This is a genomic window from Burkholderiales bacterium (genome assembly GCA_036262035.1).
GTDB lineage: Bacteria > Pseudomonadota > Gammaproteobacteria > Burkholderiales > SG8-41 > JAQGMV01.
Window position 1 is genome coordinate 136,599 of the sequence record DATAJS010000011.1, and the last position, 21,559, is coordinate 158,157.

At 66.5% G+C, this 21,559-nt stretch carries 24 protein-coding genes; 14 read left to right on the forward strand and 10 right to left on the reverse strand.

The annotated features are described in order from the left end of the window. Positions 1-104: 104 nt before the first annotated feature. A complete protein-coding gene (locus tag VHP37_14480; GenBank protein ID HEX2827554.1) occupies positions 105-1,421 on the reverse strand; it encodes an MFS transporter in 1,317 nt (438 codons plus the stop codon). Beyond that, entirely contained in the window at positions 1,418-2,125 is a 708-nt protein-coding gene (locus VHP37_14485) for an NADPH-dependent F420 reductase (GenBank protein ID HEX2827555.1), read from the reverse strand. Before VHP37_14485 ends, VHP37_14480 begins: the two co-directional genes overlap by 4 nt. Before the next feature lie 160 nt (positions 2,126-2,285). Between VHP37_14485 and VHP37_14490 the strand changes: the two genes are divergently transcribed. Together VHP37_14490 and VHP37_14495 are read left to right on the forward strand one after the other, a co-directional pair. Continuing rightward, a complete protein-coding gene (locus VHP37_14490) occupies positions 2,286-2,756 on the forward strand; it encodes a response regulator (GenBank protein HEX2827556.1) in 471 nt (156 codons plus the stop codon). Between the two features lie 181 nt (positions 2,757-2,937). Then, a complete protein-coding gene (locus VHP37_14495; GenBank protein HEX2827557.1) occupies positions 2,938-3,351 on the forward strand; it encodes a response regulator in 414 nt (137 codons plus the stop codon). A gap of 3 nt (positions 3,352-3,354) precedes the next feature. Here the strand turns inward: VHP37_14495 and VHP37_14500 are convergent, their stop codons facing one another. Together VHP37_14500 and asd are read right to left on the reverse strand one after the other, a co-directional pair. Continuing rightward, on the reverse strand, positions 3,355-4,779 hold the full coding sequence (locus VHP37_14500) for a hypothetical protein (protein HEX2827558.1): 1,425 nt from the start codon (positions 4,777-4,779) through the stop codon (positions 3,355-3,357). 9 nt (positions 4,780-4,788) lie between these two features. Next, entirely contained in the window at positions 4,789-5,640 is an 852-nt protein-coding gene (gene asd / locus VHP37_14505) for an archaetidylserine decarboxylase (GenBank protein HEX2827559.1), read from the reverse strand. A 168-nt stretch (positions 5,641-5,808) separates the two neighbouring features. Here asd and VHP37_14510 point away from each other — a divergent pair, with 168 nt between their 5' ends. The 3 genes from VHP37_14510 to VHP37_14520 are packed head-to-tail and all read left to right on the forward strand — an operon-like array spanning position 5,809 to position 8,720. Further along, positions 5,809-6,897, forward strand: coding sequence for a trypsin-like peptidase domain-containing protein (locus VHP37_14510; protein HEX2827560.1), 1,089 nt, complete (start codon positions 5,809-5,811; stop codon positions 6,895-6,897). Between the two features lie 18 nt (positions 6,898-6,915). Beyond that, positions 6,916-7,992, forward strand: coding sequence for a TauD/TfdA family dioxygenase (locus tag VHP37_14515; protein ID HEX2827561.1), 1,077 nt, complete (start codon positions 6,916-6,918; stop codon positions 7,990-7,992). Between the two features lie 11 nt (positions 7,993-8,003). Further along, entirely contained in the window at positions 8,004-8,720 is a 717-nt protein-coding gene (locus VHP37_14520) for a hypothetical protein (GenBank protein HEX2827562.1), read from the forward strand. A 235-nt stretch (positions 8,721-8,955) separates the two neighbouring features. Here the strand turns inward: VHP37_14520 and VHP37_14525 are convergent, their stop codons facing one another. Further along, entirely contained in the window at positions 8,956-9,168 is a 213-nt protein-coding gene (locus tag VHP37_14525; GenBank protein HEX2827563.1) for a hypothetical protein, read from the reverse strand. Positions 9,169-9,182: 14 nt separating this feature from the next. On the opposite strand from VHP37_14525, the gene VHP37_14530 reads away from it, so the two are divergent. Next, the gene (locus VHP37_14530; GenBank protein HEX2827564.1) at positions 9,183-9,950 is read left to right on the forward strand and encodes an MFS transporter; all 768 of its coding nucleotides are present in this window, start codon (positions 9,183-9,185) and stop codon (positions 9,948-9,950) included. 32 nt (positions 9,951-9,982) lie between these two features. After that, a complete protein-coding gene (locus tag VHP37_14535; GenBank protein ID HEX2827565.1) occupies positions 9,983-10,132 on the forward strand; it encodes a hypothetical protein in 150 nt (49 codons plus the stop codon). A 42-nt stretch (positions 10,133-10,174) separates the two neighbouring features. Here VHP37_14535 and VHP37_14540 read toward each other — a convergent pair whose 3' ends face one another. Continuing rightward, positions 10,175-11,569, reverse strand: a complete 1,395-nt coding sequence (locus tag VHP37_14540) for a 3-oxoacid CoA-transferase (GenBank protein HEX2827566.1) — start codon at positions 11,567-11,569, stop codon at positions 10,175-10,177. Between the two features lie 87 nt (positions 11,570-11,656). On the opposite strand from VHP37_14540, the gene VHP37_14545 reads away from it, so the two are divergent. The 7 genes from VHP37_14545 to VHP37_14575 all read left to right on the forward strand — a co-directional run bounded on the left by VHP37_14545 (position 11,657) and on the right by VHP37_14575 (position 18,359). Next, entirely contained in the window at positions 11,657-12,208 is a 552-nt protein-coding gene (locus VHP37_14545) for a protein tyrosine phosphatase family protein (protein HEX2827567.1), read from the forward strand. 336 nt (positions 12,209-12,544) lie between these two features. Beyond that, positions 12,545-12,769 (forward strand): hypothetical protein, encoded by a 225-nt coding sequence (locus VHP37_14550; protein ID HEX2827568.1) that lies wholly within the window; start codon positions 12,545-12,547, stop codon positions 12,767-12,769. A gap of 61 nt (positions 12,770-12,830) precedes the next feature. Then, entirely contained in the window at positions 12,831-13,952 is a 1,122-nt protein-coding gene (locus VHP37_14555) for a radical SAM protein (GenBank protein HEX2827569.1), read from the forward strand. After that, positions 13,945-15,864, forward strand: a complete 1,920-nt coding sequence (locus tag VHP37_14560; protein ID HEX2827570.1) for a RiPP maturation radical SAM C-methyltransferase — start codon at positions 13,945-13,947, stop codon at positions 15,862-15,864. The genes VHP37_14555 and VHP37_14560 overlap by 8 nt, the downstream gene beginning before the upstream one ends. 41 nt (positions 15,865-15,905) lie before the next feature. Beyond that, positions 15,906-16,751, forward strand: a complete 846-nt coding sequence (locus VHP37_14565) for a trypsin-like serine protease (GenBank protein ID HEX2827571.1) — start codon at positions 15,906-15,908, stop codon at positions 16,749-16,751. 7 nt (positions 16,752-16,758) lie between these two features. Further along, on the forward strand, positions 16,759-17,019 hold the full coding sequence (locus VHP37_14570) for a carboxypeptidase-like regulatory domain-containing protein (protein ID HEX2827572.1): 261 nt from the start codon (positions 16,759-16,761) through the stop codon (positions 17,017-17,019). Between the two features lie 35 nt (positions 17,020-17,054). After that, entirely contained in the window at positions 17,055-18,359 is a 1,305-nt protein-coding gene (locus VHP37_14575; GenBank protein ID HEX2827573.1) for a serine hydrolase, read from the forward strand. A 33-nt stretch (positions 18,360-18,392) separates the two neighbouring features. Here the strand turns inward: VHP37_14575 and VHP37_14580 are convergent, their stop codons facing one another. The 4 genes from VHP37_14580 to VHP37_14595 form a co-directional block, all read right to left on the reverse strand. Further along, a complete protein-coding gene (locus VHP37_14580) occupies positions 18,393-19,325 on the reverse strand; it encodes a tripartite tricarboxylate transporter substrate binding protein (protein ID HEX2827574.1) in 933 nt (310 codons plus the stop codon). A gap of 71 nt (positions 19,326-19,396) precedes the next feature. Further along, positions 19,397-20,260 (reverse strand): NAD(P)-dependent oxidoreductase, encoded by an 864-nt coding sequence (locus VHP37_14585; GenBank protein HEX2827575.1) that lies wholly within the window; start codon positions 20,258-20,260, stop codon positions 19,397-19,399. Next, positions 20,257-21,228, reverse strand: a complete 972-nt coding sequence (locus tag VHP37_14590; GenBank protein HEX2827576.1) for a Gfo/Idh/MocA family oxidoreductase — start codon at positions 21,226-21,228, stop codon at positions 20,257-20,259. The genes VHP37_14585 and VHP37_14590 overlap by 4 nt, the downstream gene beginning before the upstream one ends. A gap of 3 nt (positions 21,229-21,231) precedes the next feature. Next, on the reverse strand, positions 21,232-21,552 hold the full coding sequence (locus tag VHP37_14595; protein ID HEX2827577.1) for a putative quinol monooxygenase: 321 nt from the start codon (positions 21,550-21,552) through the stop codon (positions 21,232-21,234). Positions 21,553-21,559 lie beyond the last annotated feature (7 nt).

A 21,559-nucleotide genomic window follows, 5' to 3' on the forward strand; every position in this document is an offset into this window, starting at 1 on the left:
CAGCGAAGAACAAGGACGCGAAGGGAAAAGAAAGGACGCAAAGGAAAAGCGTTTTATTCAAAAATCAAAAGCGGGCCGGCTCGCGGTCGTGCTTTGAAGCCGGGTCAGCCGCGACCGCGTGCGAGCGCGTCCTGTCGTCGACCGAGCCAATAAGCATTGATCAGCCACGCGGCGCCGAGCGCGGCGCCGGCGATCGCGATCTCGGTGACACCGAGCCCGAGCCCCGTCAGCGCGACGAACGACCACGCGCCGATCTGATCGCCCGCGCGATACACGACGGTGTCGATGAAGCTCTTGGTCTTGTAGCGGTCTTCGCGAGACACCACCGTATAGAGCACCTCGCGCGTCGGCCGCGCGATCGCGTAGTCGCCCGAGCGGCGCGCGACCTGCACGGCCATCAAGGCGGCCGCGGTCGGCAGGAGCGCCAGCGTCCCGAACCCGACGATCGTGATCAAGGGCAGCAGCGCGAGCGCCGTGCCCACGCCGACGGCCCTCACGATGCGCGCGGTGAGGAAGAGCTGTATCAGCAGCGTCGCGGTGTTCACCGCGAGGTCGATCGAGGCGAAGAACGCCGTCTGCGCGGCGCGGTCCTTGAAGGTCGCGCTCACGATGTTCGCCTGCTGGAAATAGACGAACGTCGAAGTCACCGCGAAGAGCAGCATGAAGATTACGATGTTCGCGAGGTAACCCGAGCGGAACGCGTGCGTGATGCCGGCCAGCACGCCGCCGCCGATCGGTTGCTCCGCGTCGCACTCGTCGGGCCGCGTGTTGAGCGCCTGCGCGAGCTTCGAGAGGCGCTTCACGCAGAGCACCGCGACCTCCAGCAGCGCCGCGGCGAGTATCAGCAGGGCTTCGAGCGGCACGTGCTTCGCGAAGCCCGCGGTCACCGCGGATCCGGTGATCGCGCCGATGGTCGCGCCCGCGGCGATGAAGCCGAAGAGCCGCTTGCCGTCCTCGGAGCTGAAGGTGTCGACGATGAGCGCCCAGAACACCGACACGACGAACAGGTTGAACACCGAGATCCAGATGAAGAACGCGCGGCCGAGCCACACCATCTGCGTCTCGTCCGCCATGCGGAAGGCCGCCGCGAACGCGAGGACGGACGCCGCGAAGAAGCGGTAGACGATCGGGATGAAGCGGCTGCGCGGGAGCGCTTTCACCAGCGCGCCGAACGGCACGTTCAGCAGCAGCATGACGATCAGCGTGCCGGCGAACAGCCACTGCAGGTTCTTCACGCCGCCCGCGACGCCCATCTGGTCGCGGATGGGGCGCATGACGTAGTACGACGAGAGCACCGTGAAGATGTAGCCCCACGACCAGAGCAGCGCCGGCAGCTCGTGGGCGCGCACGTCGACGACGCGCGCGAGCAGCCGGTGGAACGCGCCGCCGGGCTGCGGCGCGGCCGCCGCGCGATCGGTCACTTCGCGCCCAGCTTCCGGCGAAGCTCGTCGGCCGGTGTCGCCCTGCCGAAGATCTCGGTGCCCGGCGCGAACGCCATCGCGCGCGACAGCGGCAGCACCACCGGCTCGAAGCCGGCGTCGCGCACGAGCTGTGTCGCGACCTTGAGCGCCTGCGGATCGTCGGCGGCGAGCGGCATGCCGATCGGCGTTCCGGCGCGGTGGGAGAGCTGCCTCAACTGTCCGGCGCCGACCGGGTTGAACGCGCGCGCGTAGCGCACGCCGGGCAGGTACTTGAGCGAGGTCGGTGCGATCCCGCTCGCCATCGCTTCCTCGGCGACCGGGCCGTCGCGGCGCACGATCGGGTTGCTCGCGTCGACGAGCACCTTGCCCGCGATCGCTTTCGCGTTGTCGCGTCCGATCTCGGGCAGCGCGCTGTACGGCACCGCGAGGAAGATCACGTCGCCGAACGCCGCGGCTTCGGCGACGGTGCCGACGTGCGCTCTCGGTCCCAGCCTCGCGGCCATCTCCTTCAGCGACTCGGGATGCCGCGACGAGAACATCACGTCGTGTCCCGCGCGCGTCCAGAGCTCGCCGACGGCGCTGCGGACGTTGCCGGAACCGATGATGCCGATCTTCATGGGGGTGGGTGAAGGCTTGCCCTGGCCGTACGCGAGCGTAGCGCACGCCATCGCCGCCGCGGTTGCGAGAAAAAGACGTCGGTTCATCACGTTCCCTTTCCGGATTGCGTGACGGGGATTATGCGGCACGCGAGATAGCGGGGATGTCTCGGCGGCCGGCAGACGCCAGTCGATTGTCGACCTCGGTCAAGACGGTGAGAGGCGTGCTGCGTAAAGTGAGCGGATCAACGCGAATTCAGATGACACGATGCTCGGCAACGACGCCCGCGCGTATGCACCCACACCGTCGCATCACGATGCGCCGGGGAAGTCCGCTCCCACCACCGCACGGCAAAAAAAGCCGCTGATCGCGGTCGTCGACGACGACGCGACGATCCGCCGCTCGCTCGATCGGCTGCTGCGGGCGCACGGCTGCGACGCGATCACGTTCGGCTCGGGCTGCGAGTTCCTCGAATCGGTCGCCGCCGCACCGGTGGCGCTCCACTGCGTCGTGCTCGACATGCAGATGCCCGGCCTCGACGGTCTCGAAGTGCAGCGCCGGCTGCGACTGCTCCGGTGCGAGCTGCCGGTGATCTTTCTGAGCGCCCGCTACAACAGCCGCGCGCGCGAAGCGGCTCTGCGCGGCGGAGCGCTCGCATATTTCACCAAGCCGCTGCTCCACGATACCGCCGTCTTCATCCATCTCATCGCAGGCGTCGCAGGAGACATGGGGCGGTGATTTAGCGGCAGGGCGTCGCGCGGCCGAAATGTCAAAGATTGGCGTCCCGGGTCAAGACCCGCGGCAGGCGCTGCGGATAAAGTCACCGCCGATGCAGATGCCCAGGGTCGCGCCCCGCCGCCGCTCACGAAGGCTCGTGTGCACGCGGCCGCGTCACCGGCTCACACGCCGCTACGCTCCCATGACCTCACGACAGAGGAAACCGCTCATCGCGGTCGTCGACGACGACGCGCTCATCCGCCGTTCGCTCAACCGCCTGCTATGGGCGCGCGGTTACGATGCGACGACGTATGCCTCAGGCTACGAGTTCCTGCACACCATCGAGTCCACGCCCGCGCTCGACCTCCACTGCGTCGTGCTGGACATTCAAATGCCCGGTCTCGACGGTCTCGAAGTGCAACGCCGTCTCCGGCTGCTGCGGCCGGACCTCTCGATCGTCTTCCTGAGCAGCCGCTACGTCCCGCGCGTGCGCGAAGCGGCGCTGCGCGCCGGGGCGCTCGGTTATTTCACCAAACCCCTGTACGACGACATGGACGAGTTCGTGCGCGTCATCGACGCGGTGGTGAAAGTGGCGGAGTGGGACGAAGACGAATGAGCTTCAGTCCTCGGTGAACTCGTTGAGCTCCGCGCGGTAGCGCTTCTCGCCCATCGCGCCGGCGTCGCGCCAGTGGTCGAGCCGCTCCTCGAGCGCTGCGATGCGCTCCGGATGCTCCTTCGCGCCGATCGCGAGCAGCGCATCCTCGACTTCCTCTTCGGACAGTGCATCGAGCACTTCCTTCTTGCTGCCCCGGCCGTGGTGGTGGATGTCGGCGATGATCGCGCACACGATGTCGAGCTCGCCGTCGAGCTCGTACCACTCGACGTAGCGCTCGGCGAACTTCTTGCGGATGAGCTCGTTGGCGGTCGCGACCTGCAGCCGGCCGCATTCCTCCGATTCGTTCGCCCACCAGACGAGCCGCGCGGCGTTGAGCACTTCGCCGCGGTCGATACCGGCGCGGCCCGGGTTGAGGTAGCTCATGAAATGCTTGAGGGTGTATTCCTTGCGCTTCGCGTCGTAGACCTGCTCTTCGAGGTCGGTGATCGTGCCGTCCTTGGCCACGCAGCACACCTTGCCGCCGCGCAGCTCCAGATCCGGGAAGAGCTTCTGGAACTCTTCCGACAGGAGTCCGCCGCGAAAGAAGATGATGAGGTTGTCGCGCGGGGTGTGCGCGGGTAGCTGGTAGAAGCCGAACGCGAACTGCGACCGGTCGTAGGTGTTGACGATATTGAGCCGGTTGCGGCTCTCGCAGTAGCCGGTGACGTCGAGCAGATACGCCCAATGCCCGATGCCCGAGTAGTCCTCGGCTTCGTACGAGGGACCGTAGTGGGTCTGTGTCGGCATGCACAGGCCGTTGAACTTCTTCGCGGGCTGGACGAGCTCGACGCCGAGCAGGAACTCGGCCGAATCCGGCGCGTCGGCTTTGTGGCCGTACCATTCGCGGCCTTCCTTGCGCACGTCGAACGCATAGCTCTCCGCTTCGCTGCCCTGCGCCTTCTCGGCGAGCACCGCCGACGAGGCAGGGAAGGTCCCGAAGAACAGCGCCTGGTCTCCCGCGTAGAGCGCCTGGAAGCGTTTCAGGAAGTCCGCGGGCGACTGTTTGACGACGCGGTCGCGCGAGTTGTTGTAATGGTAGATGAGCCCTTTGGAATAGATGCCGACGTGCTTCCGCGGGATGTTCTGCATCTTGCGCCGCGCGAGGTCGACCGCGTCGCGCCGGGTGACGAAGACGAGCAGATCCTGCTGCTCGTCGGCGTCTTCCCACCAGCCGACCTGCCCGCACTGCGCGAAGATCTCGTGGACGCGCAGGTTGGCGCCTTCCTGCCTGCCGTCGAGGTACTCGCGGCACGTGAAGCCGAAGTCCAGCCCCAGCACGTGCGCGACGAAGTGCGCCGAATGGTTCGCGTTCGGGTCGTGGAAGCGATTGGCGCAGAGCGCGCTGATGTTCTTGCCGAGCAGTGCTTCGAGATCGGGTAATCCAGCCATCGTTCTACCTCACGAGCCCCCTGAGTTTGCCATCGTCTCGCCCATGCGCACGCTGCCTTGCGGCGCCCAGCGCGGATTGAATCGCAGCGCGCAGCGTCTGGCGAAGAGCAGCACCACGGTCGAGCCGAGCGAGAAACGGCCCATCTCGTCGCCCTTCGCGAAGACGTGCTGCGACGGATCGTACCGCCATTCGCGGACTTCGCCGGTGCGCTTCGGGTTCACCACGCCGTGCCACACCGTCTCCATGCTGCCGACGATGGTCGCGCCGACGAGCGTCAGCACGAACGGACCGTGGTCGGTCTCGAACACGCACACCACGCGCTCGTTGCGCGCGAAGAGATTCGGGACGCCGAGCGCCGTGGTCGGGTTGACCGAGAACAGCGCGCCGGGCACGTAGATCATGCGCGTCAGCCGCCCGGCGCACGGCATGTGCACGCGGTGATAGTCCTTGGGCGCGAGATACAGCGTCGCGAAGCTGCCGTCGTCGAAGCTCGCGGCGAGCTCGCGATCGCCGCCGACGAGCGCGAGCGTCGAATAGTCGTGCGACTTCGCCTGCACGATGCGGTCGCGCGCGATCGCGCCGAACTGGCTGATCGCGCCGTCGACCGGGCAGACGTAATCGGCGTCGGCGAGCGGCCGCGCGCCCGGCTTCAGCGCACGCGTGAAGAACTCGTTGAACGTCGCGTAAGCAGCCGGGTCGGGGTTGACCGCCTCGCTCATGTCGACGTGGTAATGCCCGATGAACCAGCGGATCACGGCCGTCGTCCAGCGGCCGGCGCGGGCGCCCGCGAAGCGCGCAGCCAGCTCGGTCAGGGTGCGCTTCGGGTAGAGATACTGGGGGAGAGCCTTGATGCGCGACACGGATTTATCGGTTTCGGCGGAGCGCGAAGTATAGCGGCGGGAAGCAGGGGCCGTTCCCGCGGGCAGCCACGCCGTCCGCATAACGCCTGCCGTGGTAATGTCGGCGGACCTCGGGCACGCCGCGCGCTTGCCGCCTCGATCGTCCCTGTTTATTGCCTGGAGCTCGCCGTGAATCCCCGCGTAATGCGCATACTGTTCGTCTGGGCGCTCATCCTGGGCACGCTGTGGCTGGGCGAACGCTTCTACCGCAACTACCTGTGGACCGCGTCCCCGGTGGTCGCACCTGTGGCGGCGGGCAAGCTCGCCGACTGGGAGAAGGCGAACATCGGGCTCTTCGCCGCCGCATCGCCGTCCGTGGTTTCGATCACCACCGAGCAGCTCAGGGTCAACCCGATGATGATGGCCGAAGTCGCGCAGGGCGCGGGCTCGGGCTTCGTCTGGGACAAGGTCGGCCACATCGTCACCAACTTCCACGTGATCGAAGGCGCGCGCAACGTGTACGTCCAGCTTTCCGCGGGCGACCCGATCCCGGCGCGGGTGATCGGCGGGGCGCGGCAGTACGACCTCGCGGTCGTGAAGCTCTCCGACGTGCCGCCGGGCCTGCGGCCCTTGCCGGTGGGGACGTCGAAGGACATCCAGGTCGGTCAGGCGGCGTACGCGATCGGCAATCCGTTCGGGCTCCAGCGCACCTTGACCAGCGGCATCGTGAGCGCGCTCGAGCGCCGGCTGCCGACCGCCGGCGGGCGCGAGGTGAGGGGCGTGATACAGACCGACGCCGCGGTCAACCCCGGAAATTCCGGCGGGCCGCTGCTCGACAGCAGCGGCCGTTTGATCGGCGTGAATACCGCGATACTCTCGGAGTCCGGGTCGTCGGCGGGCATCGGCTTCGCGATTCCCGTCGACCTCGTCGCGCGGGTGGTTCCGGATATCATCCGCCACGGCCGGGCGCCGCGGCCCGGGCTGGGCATCGTCGCCGCCGACGAGCGCGTCGCCGCGCAGCTCGGCATACGCGGCGTCGTGGTGCTCGGCGTGGCGCGCGGCTCGTCCGCCGAGCGCGCGGGGCTCAAGCCTTTCGAGCGCGGCAGCTCCGAGCCGGGCGACATCATCGTCGGCGCGAACGGCAAGGAAACGCCGGCCCTCGCCGATCTCGCGGCGGTGCTCGACGACGTGGGCATCGGCAACGAGGTCACGCTGCGCCTGAAACGAGGGCAGTCCGAGCGCGAGGTCAGAGCGCGGGTGATGGACCTGCCCGATTAGAATCAGCCACTTTCTCGTATGCACACATTCGACACTCCGGCCGCGTGGGACGCGGCAGCACTCAACTCCGACACGCGCTGGCTGTTCGAGCTCGATGACCGAGCCCAGCGCGACATGCGCGCGGCGCTCGAGAAGGCGCGCGATCCCGGCAAGACGCTGTTCGATTACTCGCGCGACGATTTCGACCTCGGCTCCGCGCTGCCGGTCCTCCGGCGGGCGATGGAGGAGACCAAGCACGGCCGCGGCGTCGCGCTGGTGCGCGGCATGCCGCGCGAGGACATCAGCGAGCAGGACTTCGAGCTGCTGACGTGGGCGATCGGCCTGCACACCGGCTGCCCGCGGCCGCAGGGCAAGCCGAGCCACTACGTGTCCGCGGTGCGCGACGTGGGCACCGAGTACCGTACCGGCAAGGGCCGCGGCTATTCGTCCAACGCCGAGCTCGATTTCCATACCGACTCGGCCGACATCGTGTTCCTGAGCTGCTACAACAAGGCCGCCGAAGGCGGCATGAGCATCACCACCAGCTCGGTCGAAGCGTATCGCCGCATGCAGATCGAGTATCCCCACCTCGTCGACTGGCTGCACCGGCCCGTGCACTTCAGCCGGCAGGGCGAGGAAGCGCCGGACGAAGCGCTCACCTATCCGCATCCCATCTTCGACGAGGTCGACGGGCGCCTCTTCTCGAAGTGGAACCGCAACCGCGTGACCTCCGCCCAGGCCATCGCGGGCGTGCCGGAGATCGTCCCCGAGCAACGCGAAGCGCTCGAGACGTTCGACGCGCTGGTGCGCCGCGACGACCTCGCGCACAGCATGTGGCTCGCGCCCGGCGACGTGCAGATCATCAACAGCCATACCACGGTGCACTCGCGCACCGAGTTCGTCGATCACGAAGAAGCCGGGAAGAAGCGCCTGCTGTTCCGCCTGTGGCTCGCGCCCGCCGACGGCACGCGACTGCCCGAGAGCTGGCGCGTGCTCTACAAAGCCGTCGAGCCGGGCACGGTCCGCGGCGGCATCATCGGCCAGAACTACGACGCCACGCGCCGCGCATTCGAAGAGCGCCAGGCCGCCGATCTCGGGATGCAGCTCACGTTCTGAAAGGGAGGATGATGAAACGACGCTCGTTGCACATCGCCGCCGTCTTGCTGCTCGCGTGCGGGATCGCGCACGCCCAGAAGGGCCTGGAACCCGGCGAATACCTCGACGGCAGCGGCGGCTATCTCATCCTCAAGCCGGGCAAGGGCGGCACCGCTTTCACGCTGCACACCGTCGGCGGCAACCGCCACATCTGCGACGCGCAGGGCACGATCGGTGCGAACAATCTCGCGGTGCTCAAACCCGACCCGCAGACGACGTGCACGCTGCGCTTCGTGGCCAGGCCCGAAGGCGTCGAGGTCGAGGTGAAGGACAAGTGCCCCGCATACTGCGGCGCACGCGCGTCGCTCGACGGCATCTACCGCAAGCCCGATACCGGTTGCGACCGCGCGTCGGTGAAGAAGTCGCGCGCCGAGTTCAAGAAGCTCTACGACCGGAAATCGTACGCCGAGGCGCGCAAGACGCTCGAGCCCGTCGTCAAACGCTGCCAGAAGTTCGTCGAAGACCGAGACGACGGCTGGATGCGCAACGATCTCGCGGTTACCCTGCACAAATTGGGCGACGGCGCCGAGTGCCGCAGGACGCTCGAGCCGCTCGCGGCGATGGCGGCCAAGAGCGACGCGTCGATCCGGGAAGACCTGCCGCCGAACGAGGCCGACGCGATGATGTCGATGGTCCGCGCCACGCGAACCAACCTCAAGCTCTGCGAGCAGGCGGCTAAGGCCCAATAGCATCGTCGATGTCGGACGAGGACCGCTACCCCTACTGGCGCCGCAACCTCACGGTCGTCCCCGCCTCGAACCTCTTCGCGAGCCTCGGCTTCGGGCTCGCGTGGCCGTTCCTGCCGCTCGTCGTGCGCGGCCTCGGCATCACCGAGAACCTCGAGACGTGGATCGGCAACATGGTGCTCGTGTTCTACATCGTGAGCTTCCTCTCGGGGCCGGTGTGGGGCGGCATCGCCGATCACTACGGGCGCAAGATCAACGTGCTGCGCGCGACCGTCGGCATGGGCGCGTGCTTCACCCTCGTGCCGTTCGCGCCCAATCCCTTGGCGTTCGCATGCCTCATCATGCTGGTCGGGCTGTTCAACGGCTCGACCGCGGCCTCGATGGCGCTGCTGGTCGCCAACACGCCGCCGCCGCGCATCGGGCGCGCGCTCGCGCTGTCGCAGACCGGCACGCTGGTCGGGCAGGATGGGACCGGCGATCGGCGCGCTGCTCGGATCGTGGGTGCCGCGCTATCACTCGCTGTTCTGGGTGAGCGGCGCGATGTTCCTCACTGCGAGCGCGCTGGTGTTCTTCTTCGTGCGGGAAGTGAAGCAACTGGCCGAGGGACCGTGGAAGCTCCAGTGGATCGGGCCTTTGCGCGAGCTTTTGCAGGTGAAGCGCATCGGCGCGCTGTACCTGCTCGCGTTCGTGTTCTCGATGATGTGGAACGGGAACGTGACGATCATGAGCCTGTACGTGCTCCAGCTCCTGCCGGACGATCCCGCGAGCGTCGCGAAGGAAGCGTTCTGGGTCGGGGCGGTGGCGGTGGCGCTCGGCACCTCGGGGCTCATCTCGATGCCGATCTGGGGCCGCGTGCTCGACCGCCACGATCCCAAGCGCGTGCTCGCGTTCGCGACCGGGGCGGCGGCGGTGACGCACCTGCCGCTGCTGGTGATCGACACGCCGCTGCAGCTCGTCATCGCGCGCGTGGTGTTCGGCCTCTCCGCCGCGGCGATGCAGCCGGCGATCGTGCGATTGCTCAAGGAGAACGCGCCGCCCGGCATGGACGCGCGCGCCATCTCTTACGGCGCGTCGGCGCAGTTCATCGCGATGGGGCTGGCGCCGTTCTTCGCCGGGATCATCGGGCCGCTGCTCGGGTTGCGGGTGTATTTCGGATTGACGATCCTGCTCACGCTGGGCGCGCTGGCGTACTGGCTGTCGATCAGGCGCGTTACTGGCTCTCGCGTCGTATGAGGGGGTGAACCCCGCAACGACAAGGAGTCTCCATGGACTTATCGCTCTGGATCATCGTCGCCGTGGTCGTGGTGGTGGTGCTCTATTTCATGACCATGCGCGGATTCCTGCGCCAGAGCCGCGAGGTCGACCGCAAAGCCGACTACAGCAAGATCCCGCCGCTCAAGGACGAGGACGATTGATAAAACCCGGGTCAGACCCCGATGAAGCCGGGGTCAGACCCGTTATTCCATGAACTTGACGACGGGGGCGGCGACGACGGGCATCTCGGTCATCGCGATGACTTCGTCGGCGCTGAAGCCCGGCGCGACTGCGTCGAGCACGAAGTGATCCTTGTCCCAGCGCAGCAGCGCGAGATCGGTGACGACGTAGCTCACGCAGCTCTTGCCGGTGAGCGGATAGGTGCACTTCCTGCGAAGCTTCGGCCGGCCTTTGCTGTCGGTGTGCTCCATCACGATGATGAGATCGCCCTTGCCCGAGAGCAGGTCCATCGCACCGCCGATGCCGCCGCGCTTCGCGTCCTGGGTGCTCCAGTTCGCGACGTTGGCCTCCTGATCGACCTCGTAGGCGCCGAGGATCACGGTGTCGATCCAGCCGCCGCGCGCCATCTCGAACGAGGTGACGCTGTCGAAGAACGAAGCGCCCGGCGTGAGCGCGACGTACTGCCCCGCGGCGTTGAAGATGTCGGGGTCGATCTCGCTCTCCTCGGACAGCATCTTCCCGTAGCCGAGCACGCCGTTCTCGGCGTGCAGGATGACGTCGCGGCCCTGGAAATAGTTCGAGACCATCGTCGGGATGCCGACGCCTAGGTTGCAGTAAGTGCCTTCGCGCACGAGCTTCGCGGCGTTCTTGGCGATCCCCTGCCGCGTGAGCCCGGGCTTGTCGTTGTAGAGCCGCGGCTTGTCCGAGGGCCTGCGCTCCGGGCGCTTCCACAGCTTCGCGGCCGGATCCTTGTGCGACTTGATCACGCGCTGCACGAAGATGCCCGGGATGTCGATGAGCTCGGGCGGGATCACGCCGGGCTCGACGATCTCGTCGACTTCGACGATCGCGCACTTCGCGGCCTTGGCGAAGGCCGGGTTGAAGTTCTGGTTGCCGCCGCGGCACTGCACGTTACCGAGCGTGTCGGCGCGATAGCCGCGGCAGAATGCGTAATCGACGTTGATCGCGTACTCGAGCACGTGCGGCTTGCCGCCGAACTCGCGGATCTCGCGGCCTTTGACGAGGTCGGTTCCGACGCTCGTCGGCGAGTAGAACGCGGGTATCCCGGCACCGCCGGCACGGCAGCGCTCGACGAGGATTCCCTGGGGGACGAGCTCGACTTCGAGCGTGCCGTCGGCGATCTGCTGCTCGGAGGCCGTCGGCGTTCCGGGACGCGTCGAGAACGCCGCGTACAGCTTCTTCACCTGGTTGTTTTCGGCGAGCATCTGGCCGCGGGTCGCGCCGGGATCGCCGAGCGAGTTGCAGACCAGCGTCAGGTGCTTCGTTCCTTTCTCGCGCAGGGCCACCAGGAGGTTCGTGGCGAACCCGTGGTTCACGCTGAAGCCGGCGATCGCGATCGTGGCGCCGTCCTTCATGTCTGCGATGGCTTGGGCGGGCGATGAAACGACTTTGTTCATGACGGCTCCTCCGGCAAACGTGTTCTAGGTTTGATGGGCCAACCGTAACATGCGGCGGGCAGGCGTAAAAGCCTTAGACTCGCCGCCATGAAAGCGGCCCTTGCTTTGGCTGCAGGGATCGTGCTCGGCGCGGTGCTCTACGCCTACGCGCCCGATCTCCTGCTCAAGACCGGCAGCGCCGAGCCGCCGCACAACTTCATCGCGATCACCGATCGGTTGCACACCTCGGGGCAGCCTTCGGAGGCGCAGTTGAAAGGCCTGGCGAGAAGCGGTTACGGTCTCGTCGTCAATCTCGCGCCGCCGACCACCACCGGCTCGCTTCCGAACGAAGGCGCGCTCGTCGCGGGCAACGGTATCGCGTACGTGAACATCCCGGTGGATTGGGACAAGCCGCGTTACGAAGACTTCGTGCTCTTCAGCGACGTGCTGCGGCGCGCGGGCGAGCGGCGGGTGCTCGTGCATTGCCAGATGAACTTCCGCGCGTCTACGTTCACGTTCCTGTATCGCGTCGTGCACCAAGGCGTCGATCCGGCGCTCGCTTACGATCAGGTAACGGCGGTGTGGGCGCCGCACGACCGCTGGAAGGCGTTTGCGCGTGAGGTGCTCGCCGGGCACCGGATCGACTTCGAGCCTTATTAGTCACACCCCGCGTCGAACACACCCGGCCGCTCTTCAGACGAACCGACATGTCGCGGTGCTCTCGCTGTGGCTCGCGCAGATCGCGCACCGCCGCTTGCGTCATGTAGGGAAAATTCGGACACCTCGCGCATGGTCATACGCAATGCTCGCGACATGCAATTGTCCTCTCGGCGGAGGCTATGTGTATGACGCCCTGATGTTGACCCTGCGGAGAGCGAAGTGCATCGTGATTCAGCAGTGCTCGACGGCTGCTGCGATGATGCATGAGTCGCGTGGAGTGCGAACACCGGAGTGCCGTCTCTCCGGCTCCTGTAACGAACGAAGAAGGAGATCCTGATGTCATTGGAATCCGAACTTCTGGAAGTGATCTCGAAGTACGGTTTGGCGAGTGCGAGTAGCAAGGTGGCAGCCGCCGGCGGAGCGTCCTTGGCGCCCAAGCTCGGCGGCGGAAGCCCCGTGGCGAGCTACATCCGCGAGATCATCACGGGCGATGTGGCCTTCGATGAGCGGGTGTTGCAGCAGGTCGCGACGGTGCTGACCAAGGGCGTAGGCAGTCGCTGACGCCCCACGGGTGGCGCAGTGCCCGCGCGCCACCCATTTCTCCGCCAGGACAAGGACGCATATGGATGCTGCGGCCAGATCAGCGACGCGTTATTCATCTCCCCGCGCGGTCATCGGCGCGCTCGAAGCGCAGGCGCTGGCATCGCGACGCCTGGGCTTCTCGGTAACGAAGGCGTGCCCGCTGCGCTGCGCTCACTGCAGCGTGAGCGCCGGTCCGGAACTGCGCCACATGACTTTCGGCCGCGCTTTCGCAGACAAGGTCGTCGCCGAGCTGCCGCAATTGAGCGCGATCGGCATCACGTGCATCGATTTCACCGGCGGAGAGCCGACGCTTGCGGCCGATTTCGTCCAGCGCGTGAGCGAATCGGCGAAACACGTGGGCATGGCCGTCGGAGTGGTATCCGCCGCCCACTGGGCCACCAGCGACTCGCAGGCGAGGAAGTTTCTGCAGCGATTCCGCTGCATCGATCATTGGGACATCTCCACCGATATTTACCACCTGCCCTTCGTGTCGGTGGACAAGGTCCGCCGCGCGTTCGACGCGCTTTCGGAGCTCGGGCGCCCTCCGATGATACGAATTGCGCACCACATGCCGATCACGTACGACGAGGCCGTGCTGATCGATCGGATACACGAGTTCGCCGGTCGTCGGATCGGCTTTCAGCCGATCGGCCCTGTCGGCCGCGGCGCAGAGCTCGTGCGGGCGCAGCACGCGACAGCCGATGACTACGACGAGGCGCCGTGCCCGACCACGGGACCGCTCGTTCGATCCGACGGAGGGGTGTCACCGTGCTGCGCTCCTCTGAGCCACGAGGATTACGATCATCCTTTGCAGCTCGGCAACGCCTTTCGTGAGCCGCTCGCGGTCATCGTGGGCCGCTGGCGCGTCAATCCCTTGCTTCAGACGATTCGCCTGTGGGGCTTCGAGCCCATAGTGCAGTGGCTGCGCTCGTCGCCGCGGCTCGTAAACTCACTGCGCTCCCGCCAGTGCGACACCTGCGTCGCCATGGCTCGCGACAGAGAACTGATGCTTGAGGCTGCGGCAGCTGCCGGTCGTCTCGAAAATCGAATTCGCGTGGCCGACGCGCTGAAGACGTATTTCGGCGAGCCGTGGATGGAGGAAGCGCTGTTGGCAGAGGCCGACGAACACATGCGCACGCGCGCGGAGGAAGAGAGTGCGTAAGCCGCGCATCCTCCTCGTGTCGATGCCGTGGGCGTCCAATCAGCGCCCCAGCCTCGCGCTCGGCGTCCTCGCAGCGATTGCCAAGCGCGAGGGTTACCACTGTGACACCCTCTATCCCACTTTCGACTTCGCGCGCAGGCTCGGTGGGCAGGTGTACGAGCACTTGGCGGAAAACGCGCGCTTTTTCGGGATCTCGGAGCACGTTTTTTCCACGGCCTTGTTCGGCGCGTCCGACCTGTCTTCGAATGAATTCCTTTCGGCATTCGGCGACGTCGCCACCAATCCGTTCATGCGCCTCCGCGACGACGTCGTGCCGCCGTTCGTGCAGGACGTGGCCGACCGCATCGTGCACAGCGCCCCCGACATCGTCGGATTCAGCTGCACTTTCAACCAGGTCTTCGCGAGCCTGGCGGTAGCGAAGAAGGTAAAGGAAGCTGCTCCTGCCACGTGTGTCCTGATGGGCGGCGCCTGCGTGCACGGCACCATGGGCGAAGCGTACGCACGCGCGTTTCCGCAGTGGATCGATCACGTATTCACGGGTGAGGCGGACGACGCGTTTCCGCTCTTCCTCGAGCGCTGGTCGCGCGGCGATGGATCGGCTGTAGCGGGCGTCACCTATGCGGGCCGCGCGAGCATGCGCGCGACGCTGCCCGTGCACTGCTTCATGAAGCCGTGCATCCCCGACTTCGACGGCTGGTTTTTACAGCGGCAGACGCTCGGCGCGGCGGATCTTGGCGAGGTAGCGATACCGTTCGAATCCTCGCGGGGCTGCTGGTGGGGCCAAAAAAGTCATTGTACGTTCTGCGGCCTCAACAACGAGGGGATGGACTATCGGACGAAATCGACCGAGATGGTATTGCAGGAGTTGCTTGCGCAATCGAAGCGTCACAACTGCCTCTCCTTCATGGCGGCCGACAACATACTGGACCATCGGGCGTTTTCGGCATATCTGCCCGACTTGCGCCGTCTGGGCCTCGATCTGCGACTGTTCTACGAGATCAAAGCCAACATCAAGCGCGACAAAGCAGCGGCGCTCGCCGCGGCCGGCGTACGGTGGATCCAGCCGGGCATCGAGAGTTTCTCGGATCATGTGCTTCAGCTGATGCGAAAGGGCGTCACGGCCCTGCAGAACATACAGCTGCTCAGGCTGGCCGCCGAGTTCGGCATGACGGTGTCGTACAACATCCTCGTCGGATTTCCAGGCGAGACTGATGAAGACTATCGCCAAATGGACGTGCTGCTGCCGAACCTGATGCATCTCACACCGCCCTCGGGTGCATCGACGATCGTCCAGGTGCATCGATTCTCGCCGTTCTTCAACGATCCCGGCGGTCACGGGGTCGAAGGCATTCGGCCGTGTGCTTACTACCGTCATCTGCTTCCAACGGACGTCGGCGCTCCTGATGATTTCGCTTATTTCTTCGAGCGTGACGTTTCACCCGACGCGCCTGTATGGCGCTGCCAGCCGCGCCTGGACGAAAGTCTGCTCCGCTGGCGCGGTGCGGCGGGAATGAACCGCAAGCTCGCGCGGCTGGGCCCCGGATTCATTGAAATCAGCACGACCGTCGACGGCCGCGATACGACGCGAGCGCTCAGCCGCGTCGAAAGCGCGGTGCTGCTCTTGTCCGATGATGTGACCGCCGTGGGGACGATCGTGCAACGCCTGGACAACGCGCTGTCGTGCACTCGGCAGCAGAGCGCGGATCATGCCGTCGCGAGGCTGCTCGAATCGGGCCTTATTGTGCGCGTGGGGGACCGCGTCGTGTCGGTCGTGCCGTACGATCGGCCGCGAACAGCGGCAGAACTGGAATCCTGGCTGCATCGGTATGTCGAGGCGCCGGTCGGTGACAGCGCGGTCCGGCCGCCTCGAATCGATTCGCCGCGCAGGTCGGGCGCGACGGCGTTGCAGTAGGACGAGGCCATACGTTCGGGACTTTGCCAACGCGGATGCATATGGAACTCAATACCCTCTTCGGTTTTCCCCAAAGTGGCGAGCGCGCGGTGGCGATGGCGCGATTCCCCGAGTTCGCGCCGTTGCTGAAGTACATGCCCGCGCGCCAGCCGCCCCTGTCGGAGGGCGGCAGACTCATCCTCGAATCCGTGATCGGCGTCGATGAGCGCGTTCGGGTCCGCGATACCACGGCGGATCCGTGGCGCAAGATATGCTGTCTCACGATCACGGGCGCTAACGGGGCCGTCGCGCGTGGGACGGCCTGGTTCGTCGGACCGCGGACATTGCTGACGGCAGGACACTGCGTCTATAGCACCGTGCTATTCGGCGGCTGGGCTCAGGAAATCTACGTCGAGCCTGCGCGGGACGGCGCCGAGGTGCCCTTCGGCACGCTGAAGAGCACGTGGTTTTCCACCCTCAGGGCCTGGATCGACGACGAGACTCCGGACATGGACGTTGGCTGCATCCAGCTGGACGAACCGCTCGGCGAGCGCCTCGGATGGTTCGAGATCGACACCGGCTGGGACGACGTTCCGGAGCCCGATACCGTGACGATTGCCGGTTATCCCGTCGATCGCGACAGTGGGAACGCGATGTACCTGCATCGTTCCAGTCTCCTGCGCAGCACTGCAACCCAGTTGTTCTATGATGTGGACACCGTCGGCGGTCAGAGCGGTGCGCCTATCTGGATGGATGCAGCCGACGGCAGCTCGAAAGCGATCGGCATTCATGCCTACGGCGCTTCGGGCGAGCTCGATCCGGTCCTCGGCGTGGAAGCAAATTACGGCCGGCGCTTTACCTCGGAATTGATGGTGACGATTGCTTCGTGGGTTTCGGAGAACGGGTGAGGTCGTTATGGCTCAGGTCTATCGCACGAGCGGCTCGGTTTTGGCAGCCGACGGAACGCCGCTGGCAGGCGCTTATGTGACGATCAAGGACGCGTCGGTGCAGGTGCCGGAAATCGCCGTCCAGACGGACGCGAACGGCCGGTTCGAGCTGCGCCTGCCGCAGGGCACGTTCCTGCTACGGGCGTATGCCGGCGACCGGATCATCGACGCACACATTACGAATTCGGGCGAGGATGGAGTCGACATCGTCATGCGGGGGGCAGATTGACGCAATCGCCGAAAGACTCGTCGTCGCCCCAATAAATGCCGTCGCGCGAAACGGCGCAATCGTGCGCGCGATACTTCGCGTCTCTAACTGAAGCGCGTCTGTTCAACGGCGCCGCGCTCGTCGCTCGCGCAGGCGACGTGGTGTTCGAGGGCGCCGCGGGGGATGCAGATCACGAGCGCAGGATCCCGTCGCGCACCGACACTACCTACCGTATCGGTTCGGTTACGAAGCCGATCACCGCGACGGCGATCTTCAGCTTGTCCGAAACCGGTGCGATTTCGATAGCAGCGCCGATCAGCCGCTACCTTCCGCAATGTCCAGCGAGCTGGTCCGCGATCACCGTCGCGCACCTTCTCAGCCACGCCTCGGGAATCCCGAGCTACACGCGGCTCGCGGGCTATCCGGCGTTCATGCGCACGGCGGCATCGCCGAGCGAGACCCTGAAACGCGTGGAACATCTGCCGCTGGCATTCCCACCCGGTACCCGAAGCGCGTACAGCAACTCGGGTTACCTTTTGCTCGGAATGATTATCGAGCACGTCACCGCGGTGCCCTACGCGACATGGCTGCAACGCGGCATCTTCGGGCCTGCGGGAATGGGCAGCAGCGGTTGCGGCGAGCCTGTCGCCGGCCTGCGGATGGCCGTCGGCTATACGTGCGACGGCGAGAAGATTGCGCCGGCGTGTGAACCTCACAGCTCGATAGCGTTCTCGGCAGGTAGTTGCTATTCCCGCGTCGAGGATCTCTGGCGGTTCGCTGCTGCGTTGTTCGGGGGCAGCCTGCTCCGGCCCGACAGTGTCGCATGCATGACCATGCCGGTGCACGCAGCTTATGCGAGCGGCTGGTTCGTGGGACAGCAGCAAGGCCATCGCATGATCTGGCACAACGGCGGAATCGGCGGCTTCAGCTCGCACCTGGCGTATTTCCCCGCGGAGCAGGTCACGGTCGTGGTTCTTTCGAATCACGCGACCGGCGACGCCGACGCGGTCGCGCGCGGTCTCGCGAGCATCACGCTCGGTGAGCCGTGGGCGCTGCCGCGCAGGCGTGAGCCCATAGCCGTAGCGCCGGAGCTCATCGAGCAGTATGTCGGTACTTACCGATTCCCCGGCGGACAGACAGTCTCGGTCACGCTGAGCCAGGGGCGCTTGTGCCTGCAGTCGGAAGGACAGGAGGCATTTCCAGGCTTGGCGACATCGCGCAACGAATTCTTCCTGCCCGCGCTGGATGCAGAATTCAGCTTCGACGTCGGCGAGCGCGGAGAGGTTCGGCTGACGCTGCGGCAGGCCGCCGACACGTTCGTTGCGGACAAGACCGAGCCGTCCGACGATTACCTGCCGTGACGCGCGGCTCCGACGCCCTGACGCTCCCGACCGCTACTTCTTCGGGCGTATTCCTGCGGTATCGAACACCTTCGCCAGGCGTGCGCTTTCGGCCTTGATCACGTCTGCAAACTGCTCCGGCGTGCTGCCGACCGCCTCGACGCCGGATCGCAGGAAGCGCTCCTTCGTCTCGGGCTCACCGAGCACCCTGACGGCTTCCGCATGGAGCCGTTTGAGGATGGGGGCGGGCGTCTTGCCGGGCGCCCAGAAACCGTAGATCGCTTCGGCGGAATAGCCGGGCACGCCGGAAGCCGCCACCGTCGGCATTCCCGGCACCAGGGGCGACGGTTCGGCGCTCGTCACCGCGAGGCCTTTCAAGCGGCCCGCCTGCACGTGCGAAGTCACCGAGCCGGTGGTTGCGAACATGACTTTCACCTGGCCCGCAACCACGTCGTTCAGCGCCGGGCCGCCGCCCTTGTAACCGATGCGCACCAGATCGACGCCGGCCATGGCCTTGAAAAGCTCCGCGGCGACATGGTTCGACGCGCCGATCGGTCCGGATGCGTAGTCGATCTTTCCGGGGTTGGCTTTCGCGAGCGCGATCAGCTCCTTGACCGAGCCCACACCGAGCGACGCATGGACGACGAGGATGTTGGGCGAGCGCGAGGTGAGCGTGATCGGCTTGAGCTCGGTCCTGTGATCGTACGGCACGTTGTCGAGCAGCGGCGCGATCCAGACCGTGTTGTTGTGGACGAGCAGGGTATAACCGTCCGGCGTGGCTTTCGCCACCGTTTGCGGCGCGACATTGGTGCCGCCGCGATTGTCGACGATCACCTGCTGACCGAGCCGCTCGGTGAGCCCTGTCGCGAGCAGCCGCGCATTGAAGTCGATGCCGCCGCCGACCGCGGCGGTGACGATGCGGATGGGTCGGGTCGGATACTCCTGTGCGCTCGACGCGCCCGCAGCGACAGCGGCACCGACGAGCAAGATGCATCGAACAGAGCATGGCGTCTGCATATGAGCCTCCTCGCGTTACATCTGCTGTATCCCCGCCCTCTTCATCGCCGATTGCGCAGCAGCGCCGCCGCGCTCTCGGCGCCGTATCCTTGCCTTGCCGCTTCGTCGAAGCATGTGAGCGCCTGCCGGGTCACCGGAAGAGGGGCCGGCGCTTCTTCGATCATCAGCGCGAGGTCCTTGCGGATGCCGTCGATGTCGAATGCCGGCGCGGGCGCGTCCTCGCCGCGCAGCGCCTGCACGATCGCCGCCGCGCGTGCCCGCAGCGACTGCGGCGCACCCGACGTGTCCGCCATGATGTCGATGAGCCGCGCGGGATCGAGGTCCAGCGGCTCACACAGGACGAGCGCTTCGCGCAGCGCCGTCCAGTAGACGTGCATCGGCAGGTTGGCCGCGAGCTTCATCGCGGCGCCCGCGCCGACGTCGCCGACGTGCTCGATGCGGCGGCACAGTCGGTCGAGCACCGGTTTCGCGCTCAGGAAATCGTCGGTACCGCCGCCGACGAACGCGATGAGCTTGCCTTCGCGTGCCGGCCCGACGGTGCCGCCCACCGGCGCCTCCGCAAAGCGCGCGCCGCGCCTGCGGACTTCCCCGGCGAGCTCGCGCTGCACGCTCGCTCGCGCGGTGCTCATCTCGATGAAGACCTTCCCGCGCGCATCCACCGACAACAACCCGTGCTCGCCGAGATACGTCGCACGTATCGCTTCGTCGTCGGTGAGGATGGTGAGCACGACGTCGGCCGCGAGCGTGAGCTCGCCGGGCGTGCCGACCGCCTGCGCGCCGAGCGCCTCCAGCGCCCGTGCTTTCGCAGCCGTGCGGTTCCAGACGTAGACCGTCTCACCCGTGGCGAGCAGCCGTTCCGCGATCGCCGCACCCATGCGTCCGATGCCGGCGACGCCGATCTTCACGCCACGCTCACCGGCTGGCCCGACGCGAGCGCGGCGATCGACGCTTCGAAGGCCGCGACGTTCGCGAGCATCTCGGCCGGCGCGATGTGAAAGGTCCCGCGGCCTGCGGCCGCGTCGGCGAAGCTTTCGAGCTCGGCGCGCAGACTGTCGACCGCTTCGAAGGTTTGCCGCTCGGGCGGCGCGTTCTTGCGATGCACGAGCAGCACGTGCTCGCCGGTCACTTCCGCCGAGCCGCGGTCGCCGAAGACGTGCACCCGCCAGAAGAACGGCGTCGGCCTGACCGTCGCGATCGTGCCGCTCGCGCCGTTCTCGAATTCGATCAGCAGCGTCGCGGTGTCGCGCGGGTCCGGCGGGGGCTTGCGCACCGACTGATAGCCGTGGATGCGCCGGATGGGCCCGACCAGGTTCACGAACGCATCGAGGAGATGCAGCGCGGTCGCGGTCATGCCGCCGCCCGGCGATTCGGCGGGGGAGTCGCGCCAGCTCCCCGCGGCATTGGTCGAGTTGTCGTTGCTGAAGTGGCCTTCGATGTGGAGCACCTGTCCGAGCTCGCCCGAAGACACGATACCGTGCAGGGCGACCATCGACGGCCACAGGCGGCGGTTGTGGCCGACCGCGAGCACGACGCCGGCTTTGTCACAGGCGTCGACCATCGCGCGCGCATCGGCCAGCGTCAGCGCCAGCGGCTTCTCGCAGAACACGTGCTTGCCGGCGCGTGCGGCCGCCTCGACCATGGGGCGATGGAGCGAGTGCGGCGTGACGATCACGACCGCGTCGACCGTGCGGTCCTCGAGCAGCGCGTCGAAATCGCTCGAGAGCGGCAGCCCGCGCTCCTCCGCGAACGCCCGAACGTTGTCGGGCGCCGCGTCGACCGCGCGCACGAAGCGCACGCGCTCGCTCCTGCCGTGCACCGAGTCGACGAGGTTCTTGCCCCAGCGGCCGAGGCCGGCGATCGCTGCGTGCAGCACGCGTCAACCCACGTTGCAGCGCGTGATCCTGCGGCTTTCGATGAAGTCGGCGTAGCCGCCGCGAGTCTTCGCGACGCGCTCGGACTTCAGGTGCTTCTGCAGCACCTCTTCGTCGCGATACATCTCGTACAGGAAGACGCGCTGCGTGTCGGGCTCGTGCGACGGCGCGTCGAACTGCACTTCCTTGGGCACCAGCACGTCGAACTGCAGACAACCGTCGACGTTCTCGAGGGTGCCTTTGGCGTGCTCGCGCATGAGCTTCAGGAAATCGTCACGGCGACCGGGTTTGATGCGGAACTCTACGACCAGTGCAACCTTGCTCATGATGCTC